Origin of the sequence: Amycolatopsis sp. PS_44_ISF1 (assembly GCF_032335455.1) — a bacterium.
GTDB lineage: Bacteria > Actinomycetota > Actinomycetes > Mycobacteriales > Pseudonocardiaceae > Amycolatopsis.
This window is the reverse complement of sequence record NZ_JANUXO010000001.1, coordinates 1,034,527-1,047,311: the sequence shown is the minus strand read 5'-3', so window position 1 is coordinate 1,047,311 and position 12,785 is coordinate 1,034,527. Positions and strand designations below refer to the sequence as shown.

Annotated in this window: 16 protein-coding genes; 10 read left to right on the top strand and 6 right to left on the bottom strand. The window is 70.3% G+C overall.

Going from position 1 to position 12,785, the window contains the following annotated elements:
- Window positions 1-31: 31 nt before the first annotated feature.
- From NYF13_RS04635 to NYF13_RS04625, 3 genes are all read right to left on the bottom strand, one after another.
- The gene (locus NYF13_RS04635) at window positions 32-445 is read right to left on the bottom strand and encodes an ATP-binding protein (RefSeq protein ID WP_315654372.1); all 414 of its coding nucleotides are present in this window, start codon (window positions 443-445) and stop codon (window positions 32-34) included.
- Window positions 446-518: 73 nt separating this feature from the next.
- Window positions 519-1,295, bottom strand: a complete 777-nt coding sequence (locus NYF13_RS04630) for a SigB/SigF/SigG family RNA polymerase sigma factor (RefSeq protein ID WP_315654370.1) — start codon at window positions 1,293-1,295, stop codon at window positions 519-521.
- Window positions 1,292-1,708: an anti-sigma factor gene (locus NYF13_RS04625; protein WP_315654369.1), complete on the bottom strand. Its 417-nt coding sequence runs from the start codon at window positions 1,706-1,708 to the stop codon at window positions 1,292-1,294. Before NYF13_RS04625 ends, NYF13_RS04630 begins: the two co-directional genes overlap by 4 nt.
- 152 nt (window positions 1,709-1,860) lie before the next feature.
- On the opposite strand from NYF13_RS04625, the gene NYF13_RS04620 reads away from it, so the two are divergent.
- The 4 genes from NYF13_RS04620 (at window position 1,861) to NYF13_RS04605 (ending at window position 4,347) form a co-directional block, all read left to right on the top strand.
- Window positions 1,861-2,169, top strand: coding sequence for a WhiB family transcriptional regulator (locus NYF13_RS04620; protein ID WP_315654368.1), 309 nt, complete (start codon window positions 1,861-1,863; stop codon window positions 2,167-2,169).
- Between the two features lie 242 nt (window positions 2,170-2,411).
- Window positions 2,412-2,765, top strand: a complete 354-nt coding sequence (locus NYF13_RS04615) for an STAS domain-containing protein (RefSeq protein WP_315654366.1) — start codon at window positions 2,412-2,414, stop codon at window positions 2,763-2,765.
- 60 nt (window positions 2,766-2,825) lie between these two features.
- Window positions 2,826-3,611: a metal-dependent hydrolase gene (locus NYF13_RS04610; protein WP_315657196.1), complete on the top strand. Its 786-nt coding sequence runs from the start codon at window positions 2,826-2,828 to the stop codon at window positions 3,609-3,611.
- A 190-nt stretch (window positions 3,612-3,801) separates the two neighbouring features.
- On the top strand, window positions 3,802-4,347 hold the full coding sequence (locus NYF13_RS04605; RefSeq protein ID WP_315654365.1) for a TetR/AcrR family transcriptional regulator: 546 nt from the start codon (window positions 3,802-3,804) through the stop codon (window positions 4,345-4,347).
- Here NYF13_RS04605 and NYF13_RS04600 read toward each other — a convergent pair.
- Window positions 4,338-5,582, bottom strand: coding sequence for an MFS transporter (locus NYF13_RS04600; RefSeq protein WP_315654364.1), 1,245 nt, complete (start codon window positions 5,580-5,582; stop codon window positions 4,338-4,340). The two genes, NYF13_RS04605 and NYF13_RS04600, sit on opposite strands and share 10 nt — an antisense overlap.
- 141 nt (window positions 5,583-5,723) lie before the next feature.
- Between NYF13_RS04600 and NYF13_RS04595 the strand changes: the two genes are divergently transcribed.
- A complete protein-coding gene (locus NYF13_RS04595) occupies window positions 5,724-6,071 on the top strand; it encodes a hypothetical protein (RefSeq protein ID WP_315654363.1) in 348 nt (115 codons plus the stop codon).
- A 4-nt stretch (window positions 6,072-6,075) separates the two neighbouring features.
- On the opposite strand, the gene NYF13_RS04590 is transcribed toward NYF13_RS04595, so the two are convergent.
- The gene (locus NYF13_RS04590) at window positions 6,076-7,713 is read right to left on the bottom strand and encodes an ABC transporter permease (RefSeq protein ID WP_315654361.1); all 1,638 of its coding nucleotides are present in this window, start codon (window positions 7,711-7,713) and stop codon (window positions 6,076-6,078) included.
- Window positions 7,710-8,603, bottom strand: a complete 894-nt coding sequence (locus tag NYF13_RS04585; RefSeq protein ID WP_315654360.1) for an ABC transporter ATP-binding protein — start codon at window positions 8,601-8,603, stop codon at window positions 7,710-7,712. The genes NYF13_RS04590 and NYF13_RS04585 overlap by 4 nt, the downstream gene beginning before the upstream one ends.
- 94 nt (window positions 8,604-8,697) lie before the next feature.
- Here NYF13_RS04585 and NYF13_RS04580 point away from each other — a divergent pair, with 94 nt between their 5' ends.
- The 5 genes from NYF13_RS04580 to NYF13_RS04560 all read left to right on the top strand — a co-directional run bounded on the left by NYF13_RS04580 (window position 8,698) and on the right by NYF13_RS04560 (window position 12,725).
- Entirely contained in the window at window positions 8,698-9,183 is a 486-nt protein-coding gene (locus tag NYF13_RS04580) for a MarR family transcriptional regulator (protein ID WP_315654358.1), read from the top strand.
- 486 nt (window positions 9,184-9,669) lie between these two features.
- A complete protein-coding gene (locus tag NYF13_RS04575; protein WP_315654357.1) occupies window positions 9,670-10,398 on the top strand; it encodes an SGNH/GDSL hydrolase family protein in 729 nt (242 codons plus the stop codon).
- Window positions 10,399-10,517: 119 nt separating this feature from the next.
- Window positions 10,518-10,664 (top strand): hypothetical protein, encoded by a 147-nt coding sequence (locus NYF13_RS04570; RefSeq protein WP_315654356.1) that lies wholly within the window; start codon window positions 10,518-10,520, stop codon window positions 10,662-10,664.
- Window positions 10,665-11,640: 976 nt separating this feature from the next.
- The gene (locus tag NYF13_RS04565; RefSeq protein ID WP_315654355.1) at window positions 11,641-12,246 is read left to right on the top strand and encodes a sigma-70 family RNA polymerase sigma factor; all 606 of its coding nucleotides are present in this window, start codon (window positions 11,641-11,643) and stop codon (window positions 12,244-12,246) included.
- Complete coding sequence (locus NYF13_RS04560; RefSeq protein WP_315654353.1) at window positions 12,243-12,725, top strand: carboxypeptidase regulatory-like domain-containing protein; 483 nt, start codon at window positions 12,243-12,245, stop codon at window positions 12,723-12,725. The genes NYF13_RS04565 and NYF13_RS04560 overlap by 4 nt, the downstream gene beginning before the upstream one ends.
- Window positions 12,726-12,785 lie beyond the last annotated feature (60 nt).

Genomic DNA, 12,785 nt, shown 5'->3' with positions numbered 1-12,785 from the left:
GCGGTCGCCGAAGTCGGTTCCCTTCGGCCACTCACGAGTTCGAAAGGGCGAACGTCGCCCACACGTGCTTGCCCCCGTCGCAGCACTCGTAGCCCCATTCCTGGGACAACGCGCGCACCAGTTGCAAACCGCGGCTGCGCGCCTCCGTCGGCGACGGCTCCTTGAGCTGCGGCAACTCGGTGCCGGAATCGAACACGGACACCTCGAGCTGGTTCTCGCTGAAGCGCAGCTTCATCAGCTTCGGCGGTTCGCCGTGCTCGAACGCGTTGGTCACCAGCTCGGAGGTCGCCAGCAGCACGTCGTCCCGAAAGACCCCGCTCACACCGAGGTCGGTGAGGGTCTCACGCACCATGCTGCGGGCGACGGCGGGCGCGGTGACGTCGTCCGGCAGCGTCAGGCGCACCGTGATCGGTGCCACCGTGGCCCGCACCTTCGACGTTGTCATGGCGTCCGCACCTCCTGAGCGAGTTCGTCAGCTTCTCGCACCGGGCTAACTACCCCACTGGGTGGTCAGCGAATCAGATCCCCTCGTTGAGGTCGGTTTCCACCAGCCCGGTACGCAGCTTCTTCAGGGTCGACGCCAGCAGACGGGAGACCTGCATCTGCGAAACCCCGACGCGGCGGGCGATGTCCGACTGGCTCATCCCCGAGCCGAAGCGCAGCGCGACGATCTTGCGCTCCCGCTCCGGCAGGCTGTCCAGCATGGGCCGTAGGGCCTCCCGCAGCTCCGCCTGCCCCAGGTTCGAATCCGGCGCGCCGAAGCGGGTGTGGGCCGAGTTCTCCAGCAGGTTGTCCAGCGACGCGCCGTAGCGGCCTTGCCCGGCGCGCAGACCTTCGTAGACGTCCTCCATCGGCACGCCCAGGTGGTGCGCGATCTCACTCGGGCGCGGCGCGCGCGAGAGCCGCACGGTCAGCTCCTCGCGAGCGGCGGAGATGTTCGCGTTCAGCTCCTTGAGCCGCCGCGGCACCCGCACCGACCAGCTGTTGTCGCGGAAGTGGTGGCGCAGCTCGCCGGAGATGGTCGGCACGGCGAAAGCCAGGAAGTCGGTCCCCTGCGAGGGGTCGTACCGGTCGACGGCGTGGATCAGCCCGACCGTCGCGATCTGCACGAGGTCGTCCATCGCCTCGTCGCGGTTGCGGAACTTCCGGGCCAGGTTGCGCGCCAGCTCCAGGTGCTCGCGCACGAGCCGGTCCCGGATCGCCTCACGGCGCGGCGAGCCGGCCGGCAATCCGGCCAGCTCGTCGAACAGCGACGCCACGTCGGTGGACCCGTCGCCTTCGGCGGGGTTCTTCACGAGCGGGCCGCCTCGCTCTCCCGCACGAGCTGCACTCGGGAGAGGTACCCCCCGTCGACCGGGGTCACGGTGCGACGGGCGGAGGTGGCCAGGGCGGTGAGCAGCTGCCAGGACAGACCGGTCTCGTCCGCGTGCTCCCGGGCGTCGGACAGCACCGAGACGGTGACTTCGATCCGGCCCTCGATCCAGGAGAACACGCAGGTCAGCTTGCCGTCAGCGGCTGAGGGGAGCAGCATCGAACACGCCTCGTCCACCGCCATCCGCAGGTCCTCGACCGCGTCCAGGTCGAAGTCCTGACGCATCGCGATGTCGGCCACGATGGTGCGCAGAGTGGGCACCACGTGCGGAATCGCCGCCGTCCGGACCTCGATGAGCTGGGCGTCTTCCCGATCGAGCGGGGCGTTGTCCTCCACGTGCTGTCCTCTCTCCGGCTCACGGCCGTGTCCTGCGCTTGCCCGGTCCACGAGGTGCCCGGGGGGTGAGCAAACCAAACCCGGGTTTGGTTCGTGCAACCGGCGGGCATGTACCGAGCGGAGAAGCAGATCCCGGGGAAGGTGGGGACGAGATGGCTGACGTGAGCCGGCTGCCGAATGTGGTGTCCGAGGAGTGGGAGTGGCAGCTGCAGGGCTCCTGCCGCGGCGCGGACAGCAGTCTCTTCTTCCACACCGACAACGAGCGCGGATCCGCACGCGAGCGTCGTGAAGCGCGCGCGAAGGCGATCTGTCAGACGTGCCCGGTGCTGGCCCAGTGTCGGCGGCACGCGATGACCGTCCAGGAGCCCTACGGCATTTGGGGCGGGCTGGGCGAGATCGAGCGTCGTGAGCTGTTCCTGCGGGAACGCCGCGCGAAGCGCAAGATCGTCCCCGCGCTCTAGTGCCCTTAATGCTGGTGTCCCGCGTGTCGAGGTCGGCACGCGGGCGAACGTGCGTCACCACCCTCGAGGCTGGGTGCCGGGTCTGCGCGTGACGGTTCCCGGGAGTCCAGACGGCCGTCGCGGGTACTGCTCCCCCCTGGGTTAGGGTTGTGGTTCCAGATGCCTGGAACCGTGACACGGTTGCCGCTTGAGACCACAGGCGCGTACCGGCGCAGCAGCAGCGCCTGACGAGGAGAAACTGCATGCCCGCAGCCGACCAGAACGCCACCCCGCCCGGGTTCGGCATCGAGCTGGACACCAGGGCCGCCGAACCCAGGGTGGTGGTCACCGGTGAGCTCGACCTGCTCACCAGCCCTCAGCTGCAGGAAGCACTGACCGGGTTGATCTCGGAGAAGGTCTCGCCGCGCGTGGTGGCCGATCTGACCGGGGTCACGTTCTTCGATTCTTCAGCACTGAACGTGGTCCTGCACGCTCAGCGGCAGGCGCGCGAGCAGGAAGTCGAACTGGCGCTGGTGCCCAGCTCCGCGGTGAGCCGGGTCATCGAGCTCACCGGAGTGGCCGAGCACCTGAGCGTGTCGCAAGAGCCTCCCGCCTGATCCCCGGTACACCTTGCGCGGACCTGAATTCCGCTGCCGACCGGGGGGACACGCAAGATGATGGGGCGCACGCACGCCCTGACCGGCTGGTGCGCGGGCCTGGCGCTCGCGCCCGCCGTCGGAGCGGCTTCGCTGCACCAAGCGGTGGTCTTCGGGGCCACCACGGCCGGCTTCGCCCTGCTGCCGGACCTCGACCATCCCGGCGCCAGCGCGTCACGCATCTTCGGCTGGCTGACCGGCGCGCTGTCCTGGCTCCTGCGTCACGTCTCTTCGGTGGTGTACGCGCTGACCAAGGGCCCCCGCGACGAAAAGGTGACGGGCCGGCACCGCCATCTCTCCCACACCGTGCTGTTCGCCGCGGCCCTCGGTGCCGCGACGGCGGTGGGCACCGCGGCCGGCGGCCCCTGGGCGGTGTTCGGTGTGGTGGTCTTCGGGCTCCTGCTGGCCGAGGGCGCACTGGGCGACTGGCTGTTCCCGCTGAGCGGCGCGGCCGTGGCCTGGTGGTACTTCACCGCGCCCCCGGACCACGCCGCTCAACTGGACCAGATCTCCGGCTGGCTGGGTTTCGCCGTCGCTGTCGGCTGTTTCGTCCACTGCCTGGGTGACTCGCTCACCGAATCGGGCTGCCCGTTCCTGTTCCCCCTGCCGATCGCGGGAGAAACCTGGTACGAAATCGGCCCCCCGAAACCCCTGCGCATCCGCACCGGCAAGAAGGTCGAGAGGCGTCTGGTGTTCCCGGTGTTCGTGGTGGTGGGGGTGTTGCTGATCCCGGGGGTTTGGCCTTGGGCCACTTCCACCGCGCAGCGGTTGTTCACGCCACCGGCTTCGCAGTCCGCTACCCGGTGAGGGGCTTCACCCGGACCGTCGGCACCATCGGTGTGAGCCGGGCCTCGGCCGACGGGCGGCGAGATTTCGGACACGGTCGGCGGCGTCAGGACTTCTCCGGGCGAGAATGAAGTTGAGTCGGAACGGTGCACCCGCTTCCGTGAGTGCGGAGTGCGCGTTTCGCTCGTCCGGCCGATCGAGGAGAAAACCCGTGACCAAGCCAGTGCTGCGCGCCGACGCGCGCCGGAACCGGGCCCGGGTGCTGGCCGCCGCCGAGAAGGCCTTCGCGGCCGACGGGCTGTCCGTCCCGCTCGACGACATCGCCCGTCTCGCGGGGGTTGGCGCGGGCACCGTCTACCGGCACTTCCCCAGCAAGGAGGCGCTGTTCCAGGCCGTGGTGGTGGAGCGGCTGGAACAGTTCGCGGTCGAGGCGCGTGAACTCGTCGACGCCGAGAACCCGGGCGAGGTGTTCTTCGACTACTTCACCCGAGTGATCGAGCAGGCCTCGCTCAACCGCGCGATCTGCGAAGCGCTCGGCGAGACCAGCGGCTCGGCGTACAAGGCCGAGGCGGGCTCCGAGTTCCGCATGAACCTGGCCGCGCTGCTGGAGCGGGCCCAGGCCGTCGGCGCCGTCCGCCAGGACATCGACGGCGAGGACCTGCGGGCGCTGATCGTCGGCGCGCTGGCGGTCGAGCGGTGCTCACCGGGCCGCGGGCACCTGATCGGAGTGCTGGTGGACGGGCTGCGCTACGGCTGAACCGGCAGGCCGCGGTGCTTGCGCAGCGGTGACGCCAGCAGGATCGCCGACGCCGCCAGCGCGCCGGCCCCGGCCGCCAGCAGCGTGGCGCGCATGCCCGCGACTTCGGCGACCAGCCCACCGAGCAGGCTGCCGAGCGGCGCGGCACCGAAGAGCACCGTCTGCGAGACCGCGCCGACCCGGCCGAGCAGCCGTCGCGGGATGACGGCCTGCTGGAAGCTCACGCAGAACACGTTCATGGTGATCCCGAATCCGGCTCCGAATCCGCCGGCGAAGTACCAGAGCAGTCCCCAGCCCGGGCTGGTCAGCCCGGAGAGCGGGAGCGAACCGCCGTAGAGCAGCGCGGACGCGCACAGCACCCGGGCGCTGCCGAACCGGTCGCCGAACCGGCGCGCGGTGAAGCCGGCCAGGATCGCGCCGGTCAGCATGGCGCTGCTGAGCAGGCCGATCACCCCGGGAGAGAGACCGATCTCGCGGTTGAGGAACACCACGCTGATCGCCATCTGCATGGACTGGAACAGGCTGGTGACGGCGCCGTGCACGGTGATCGCGAGCAGGATCCGGTTGCCCGCGACGGCTTTCAGGTCTTCGGCGATCTCGCGGAGCAGGTGGCGTTCAGCCGGCTCCGGGCGGGCGTCGGGCGTCCGGACCCGGCTCAGCCACAGCGCGGACCACAGGTAGGACAGGGCATCGACGGCCATCGCGCCCGCGCTGCCGGCGAACTGCACCACCGCGCCGCCGATGCCGGGCCCGGCCACGGCGGCAACGGAGGTGTTCGTCTGCAGGAGCCCGTTCGCCTCCGGGAGCCGGCCGGGTTCGACCAGGTGGGGCCCGTAGGTCTGGTGGGCCACGCTGAAGAACACCGTCAGGACGCCGGCCAGCAGGACCACGGCGTACACCTGCCCGAGCGTCAGCACCCCGCACACCGCGGCGACCGGGATCGAGCCGAACAGCGCGGCGCGGCCGAGGTCGGCGGCGATGAGCACCGGCCGGTGGCGCATCCGGTCGCACCAGGCGCCGATCTGCAGGCCCAGCACCAGGTACGGCAGCGTCGAGAACGTGCGCAGCAGCGATACCTCCAGCACCGACGCGGACAGCGTCGTCGCTGCGAGCAGCGGGATCGCGAGGAAGTCGATCCGGCTGCCGACCTGGCTCAGCCCGTCGGCTAGCCAGAGCCGCCGGAAGTCGGAAACCCGCAACACACCGCCGTTGGCGGCCACCCCCGGTTCAGCCACCCCGGCACTCTGACAGAGCTGACATTGCTTGGGAAACAAACTTGCGTACACTAAACGCAACTTGCACTGTCGGTAACGGAGCATAAGATCAACGCGACTAGTCCTCGTACCTGAGCTTCGGCTTGGCGAGGGAGGTGTCCCGTGTCCAAGACGGTTCCGACCTGGGCCTCGGTGGTCGTGACCGGCCTGGGCGGGTTCGCTTTGGGTCTGCTGGTCGCTGCGCTGCTCGTCGCGGGTAACACTCCGCATTCGTCCGGGTCTTCGAACCCGGCGACGTTCACTTCGCCACCCGCTCAACCCGTGACGATGACCGTGACCGGCTCCCCGCCGCCACCGGTCACGGTCACCACGCAACTACCGCCGGACCCGCCGAGCACCACCACGGCGACGGTCCTGGTCACCCCGCCGCCCGCCCCGGTCTCCGGCCCGCCCACCTCGTCCGGCCCGTCCTCGGCCTTCCCGCCCGGTGCCGTGTCCGTGCGGTGGTGACGGTTCAACCGACGTCGCGGCGCCGCCAGCCGATCAGTCCCGCGGCCAACGTGGCGGCGACGACGACGAGCAGCCACACCAGCGGCGTCGCCGTGAACTCCTGACCCGGCAGCTTCGGCGGGTGCTGGAACGGCGAGACGTCCAGTACCGCCTGCGGCGCGTTCACCACCGGCCCGAACAGGCTGATCACCAGCGCCAGGCCGCCCACGGCCCAGGCCGCCCCGCTGAACTTCGGGAGCAGGCCGAACATCAGCGTCGACACCCCGATCACCACCCACGCGGCCGGCACCTGGACCAGCACGGACTCCAGCAGGCGACCGACCGAGCCGCCGACGTCACCGGAGCGCAGACCGTTCGTCAGGCCGAGCAGCACGCCGCCGACCAGGACCAGCAGCGCGGTGCCGAGGTAGGCGAAGACCAGGTGGCCGGCGGCCCAGCGCAGCCGGCCGACCCGCGTCGCGAGCAGCGGGTCCAGCCGGAGCGCCGTCTCCTCGGTGCGCATCCGCAGCGTCGCCTGGACGCCGTAGAGCGAAGTCAGCATCGCGAACAGCCCGACCATGGTGCTGAGGAAGGCATCGACGATCGCGTTGGTGCCGCCGAGGCGTTCGAAGATCTGCTGGGTCTGCTCGGTTTTTCCGACCAGCCCGCCGATGCCGCTGGCGATCGAACCGAACACAGCGCCGCCGACGGCGAGCCCGATCACCCAGCCCAGCAGCGGACCACGCTGAAGTCGCCAGGCCAGCGCGAAGGGTGAGCGCAGAGACGGCGCGGCTTCGGCCGGTCCGGGGCGCGGGGGGATCAAGCCGATGCCGAAGTCCCGGCGTGGCAGCAGGGCGTACCCCACGGCGCCGACCAGGAGCGTCGCCACGACGGGCAGCACGAGCACCCACCAGCGCTCTCCCGCGAACGGACGTAGCTGCTGCGCCCAGCCGAGCGGCGACAGCCAGGAGAGCCAGTGCGCGCCGGAGGAAGAGTCGCCCGCCCCGCGCAGCAGGAAGGCGACGCCGACCACGGCGGTTCCGATGCCGTTGGCGGTGCGCGAGTAGGCGGCCAGCTGTACGGCGACGGCGGCGACGGCCGTGAAGACCAGACCCGCCGAGGCAGTGCCGACGCCGAAGGCCAGCGCGCCCGAGGCTGGCTGTTTCGCGCCGATCAGCGTGACCACCTGGATCACCCCGATCAGCAGGCTCGCCCCGGCCGAGACGGTGACCGCCGAGGTCAGCGCCGCGTAGCGACCGACCACAGTGGACGCCAGTAGTTCGGCGCGGCCGGAGTCCTCCTCCGCCCGGGTGTGCCGGGTGACCGTGAACACGGCCATCAGGCCGATGGCCAGCGCGAGGAACCCGCCCATCCGCCAGGCGATGAACCCGCCCGCCGTGCCGAGGTCGAACGCCGGGCCGTAGAGCAGTGAGAACGACGGGTTCGCGATGGCGCCGGCGGCGAGCGCGGCCCGGCTCGCGGCGCTCGGGTAGAACTGCGCGTACGTGCTGACGGTGCTCGCGGGCACGATGCTGAGCAGGACGATCCAGATCGGCAGGATCACGCGGTCACGCCGCAGCGCCAGGCGGATGAGGGACCGGGTGCCCACCAGCGAATGGACGCGCGCTCCGGCTGGCGCCGGGCGGCTGAGCGTGGCGGTCACTTCCCGGCCTTTTCGGTGTAGTGGCGGAGGAAGAGCTCTTCGAGCGTCGGCGGCTGACTCACCAGGCTGCGCACGCCGACCAGCGTGAGCCGGCGCAGCGCGTCGTCCAGCGAGCGGGTTTCGACGCCGAAGTGGACGCGGTGGCCCTCCACCACGAGGTCGTGCACGTCGGGCAGCCCGGCCAGCCCGTTCGGCGGGCCGGCCAGTTCGGCGGTGATGGACGTGCGGGTGAGGTGGCGCAGTTCGGCGAGCGTGCCGGACTCGACCGTGCGGCCGTTGCGAATGATGCTCACCTGGTCGCACAGGGCTTCGACCTCGGCGAGGATGTGGCTGGAGAGCAGCACGGTGCGGCCCTGCGCGCGCTCCTCCTGGATGGCCTCCTGGAAGGTGGTCTCCATCAGCGGGTCGAGGCCCGAGGTCGGCTCGTCGAGCAGCAGCAGGTCCACACGGGACGCCAGCGCGGCGACGATGGCGACCTTCTGCCGGTTGCCCTTCGAGTAGGTGCGGCCCTTCTTGCGCGGGTCGAGGTCGAACCGTTCGACGAGTTCGGTGCGGCGGCGCCGGTCGAGCCCGCCGCGCAGCCGGCCGAGCAGGTCGATCACCTCACCACCGGAGAGGTTGGGCCAGAGGCTGACGTCGCCGGGCACGTAGGCCAGCCGCCGGTGCAGGCTCGCGGCGTCCCGCCACGGGTCGCCGTCGAGCAGTTCGACCTCGCCGGCGTCGGCGCGCAGCAGCCCGAGCAGGACGCGGACGGTGGTGGACTTCCCGGCGCCGTTCGGGCCGAGGAAACCGTGTACTTCCCCCACCCGAACCTGGAGATCGAGGCCGTCGAGGGCCTGCGTCCGGCCGAACGCCTTGCGCAGGCCGGTGATGGAGATGGCGTTTCCCATGCGTCGGAAGCTACGCTGGTTTCACGAAGTTGTGAAGATAAGAAAATGTGTGGATACACTGATCTGGCTGGGGGTGATGCGAGAGGATGGCCTGATGCCAACGCCTGAGCCGAAGCGGGACGAGGACGCCGTCCGTCGGTACGTCGAGAGCCTGGGCCTGGTCCTGTCCCAGATCGGCATGCAACGCATGGCCGCCCGCGTCTTCGCGGCCCTGATGACCACCGACGAGGGCCAGCTGACCGCTGCGGAACTGGCCGCCCGGCTATCGGTGAGCCCGGCCGCCGTCTCCGGCGCGGTCCGCTACCTGGAGCAGGTCGGCCTGGTCACGAAGGTCCGCGAACCCGGCGAACGCCGCGACCACTACCGCCTCTACGACGACCTCTGGTACGCGACTTTCCTGAAGCGAGACCGCTTCCTCCTGATGTGGCGCGACGCCGCGGAGGAGGGCATCGACGCCCTCGGCGCAGACACCCCGGCGGGACAGCGGCTGACGGAGATGCAGGACTTCCTTTCGTTCGCCCTGAAGGAAATCACCAGCCTTTACGACCGCTGGCACGCGGAACGCCAGAAGGCTAAGTAGGGGTTGAGCTTTGCGCCTGAGCCTGGTTTCCGGGCCGGGTGCCCGCTCTCGCCGCCCGATCCTGGTGCCCGGGCTCTGTGCTCGCTCCGATTGCTCGCACTCGCTCTCGCTTCAATCGCTCGCACTCGCTCTTCGCGCTTTCGCCCACTTTTGGCACCCGAGCTTGCTGTACGACCTTCGCGCTGCCCCTTGGACTCGGCTCGCCCCACCAGTGTCAGCCCGCCGCCTCCGGCCACGCCCCGTCTTCTCCTGGCGTCACCTCAGCTCACCCGGCGCCGGCCCCGAGTTGCCTTCCGTCCCCTTCGGGCCCGCCCCGCCCCCGCCTGCCAACCTTCCCCGTCGTACACCGAGAATTCTTCCTCGTCTGCCCCCGCCACCGGCTCGAAAAGGACCGCATCCGAGGTAGTTGTCCACATCTGACCCTTCCTGTGGACAACCCCGGCTGAGCGGCCGGGGCCCGACCCGTCCGCGGCTAGGGTCGAAGACATGGCTCTCCTTCCGTTTCTCCTGGTCGCGCCGCTGCTGGTGGTGCAAGCAGTGCGGGTCCGGCGCAGCACACCTCAGCTGCCCGCAGCCGCCGGTCCCGTCGAGGGTGTCGTCGGTCATGGCGCCGTTCTTCGGCTGGCCGTGCTGGGCGAGTCCACCGTGGACGGAGTCGGAGCGGCAACCCACGAAGAGGCCCTCACCGGTCAGCTCGCCCGGCAGCTGGCCGAGCGGCTCGGTCGCCGAGTCCAGTGGCAGGCAGTCGGGCGCACGGGCGCGAACGCACGAGTGGTCCGGCGCGACCTCGTCCCGAAGCTGAAACCCGCCGACCTGCTCGTGATCGTCCTCGGCGTCAACGACACCCTCGAGCTGCACTCCGCCGCCCGGTTCCGGCGGGATCTGCTGGGTGTCGTCGTCGCGGCGCGGCGGCGGGTCGGGCCGGCTGTGCCCGTGCTCGTGGCCGGGGTTCCGCCGATGGCCCGATTCCCCGCCTTGCCTCGGCCGCTGCGAGACCTGCTCGCTGCTCGATCGGGCGCCCTGGATCGCGCGGCGGCCGAGCTGATCGGGCTGCCCGCGGTCGACCACGCTCGCATGGACCCGGCGCTGCTGGACGAGGGGACCTTCGCCGTTGACCGGTTCCACCCCGGGCCGGCGGGTTACCGGAGCTGGGCCGGAGCGCTGGCCGAGGTTGCGGAGCGTTTACTTTCCGTCACAGATCGTCGGCATCCGTAGGACGGCGCCACCCATCTGACCAGCGATTTCGAAAATCTCAGAGAAAAAACTCCTCTCCGTGTATCCGAGCGCACTCCCAATGCGTCTTATGGAGTAGTCGAGAAAAAGGGGAGGGCACGATGCCTAAGGAGTCGAACGAGGAAATCAAGCCGATCACCACGGTTCCGCCGGTGAGCACGGGCACGGCACCGCACCAGCCTGAGGGGACGGGCACCAGTCCGGACGGCAACCACGAGCCGTTCGACGAGCCGGTCAAGGTCGGCTAGGGGTGGAGACGGGCGGTGACCGGGAGCCGAGGGGGCTGCCGGACGCCGTCGGCCGGATGGGACTCGGGGAGGAGCCCATCCGGCGGGGCCTGCGGGGGCGGGCTCCGAGTAGTGGGAGGGGAAATCGGCCGGCGCGGGCTCGCCCGCGCCGGCCGGTGAAAACGCGCCGGCCGGTGAAAACGCGCCGATCCGATCGGCCGGGGCGACGATCGCGCATCGGCCGGTGCGGGGCCGGGGACGAGGAACCATCCGAACCGGGTAAGGCACCCCGGACCATCCGGCACGAGGCAGCGGCCGCGAGCCGGACGGCACAGCGGGAGGTCAGGAACCGGACGTGGCCAGGCAGTGACTAGCAGGGGGGACTACCAGGCCGTGACTGCTAGGCAGGGACTACCGAGCAGGGACTACCGAGCAGGGACTACCAGACAGGGATCCTCCGCCGATTCGGACAGCCGGTGCGAACCTGGAAAGCGGCGGTGACACCGCGAAGGTGGTTGCGAGTCCGGGCGGACGGCCCGGGCGACCAGCCGACGACCCGGTGAAACAGCCGGACGACGGGCTGTGTACCCGGAAAACAGCAGGATGATGGGTTGTGAACCCGGAAAGCGGTCGGATGATGGGCTGTGAACCCGGAAAGCAGCCTGGTAACTGACTGTGAGGCCGGTAGAGCAGCCGGGTAACGAGCTGTGAGCCCGGTAAGCGGCCCCGAGCCCCAAGTACCCCACCGCGAACCCTGGGCGAGCAGCCGCGCACTCCGGGTGAGCAGCCGCGAACCGTCCGAGAACGAAGCCGGTGACCAGGAACCGATCGGCACCAGTGAGTGACCAGCAACCACCAGCCCGGGCCGACGACCGGGGATCGACCCTCACGAGTTAGCGATCAGATGTATCCCAGCGCGATCTGCCCGCTCCTTCCCCCCGAAGGACCGGCAACACCGACGATGACGTCAAGAGACTTCCGCCGCCAGACAGATACGGTGACCGACGTGCAAACCACCGAGGTAGACCCGCCATGGGAAGGACTGACCGGCGCTGAGCTGCACGCTGCCTGCATGCAGGCAGCGCGGGCCGGTGACCGGCAGGCCATGGCGAAACTCGTTGACGAGCTGACGCCGCTCGTCTGGCACGTCGCGCGCGCGAACGGGCTCGATCGCCAGGTCGCCGAAGACGTCGTGCAGACCGTGTGGCTCGCGCTGTTCAGCCAGCTGGACAAGCTGCGGGACCCGCGCGCGCTGGCCGCGTGGCTGATCACCACCACCCGGCGCGAGGCGACCCATCCGTTCGGCCGCCGGATCCAGCCGGTGCCGCTGAGCGACGAGGTGGCCGAGAACCTGCCCAGCACCCAGCCCGCGCCCGAGGACGAAGCGGTTCGCGCCGACCGGGATCGCCGGGTCTGGCGCGCCTTCCTGCGGCTGCCGACCCGCTGCCAGGAGTTGCTCCGGCTGACTGTGCTGTCCGGGCGCGCCGAGTACCGCGCGGTCGCCGAAGCCATGCGCATGCCACGTGGCAGCGTCGGACCCACCAGGGGTCGTTGCCTCGACTCGATGCGCGACCTCCTCGCAGGAGAAGGGGGTGGCCGATGAGCGACATCGGCACGCCGGGAGGCGGCAGAGCGATGCCGGACGACGAAACTCTGCTCGCGGACCTCGGCCGCTTCCTCGATGAGCTGGACCCGCCACCGGACGAGCTGGTGCAGCGGGTCCAGTTCGCGCTGGAACTGGAGAACCTCGACGTCGAGGTCGCGCGCTGGGAGCGGCTCGACGAACTGGCCGGGGTCCGCAGCACGACCACGGGCACGATCACTTTCACCGTCAGCGATCTGACGGTGATGATCAACCTGACCAGGATCGGCCGGGCCCACCGGATCGACGGCTGGCTGGTGCCCGCCGGCGAGTACGAGGTGGAGGTACGCGTGGCCGAGCAGGGCACGTTCGCCACCACCTCCGACGCGGGCGGCCGGTTCGTGCTGGAGGGCGTTCCACAGGGCACGACGCAGATCCTGGTCCACCTCGGCACCGGGCCGCACCGGCGGACGGTGGTGACCCCGACCGTTGTGCTCTAGGAACCGGGGAACCCGGACGGGTGTAACCGCGGGTGGCGGAGGTGTGCTCCTATAGAGCGC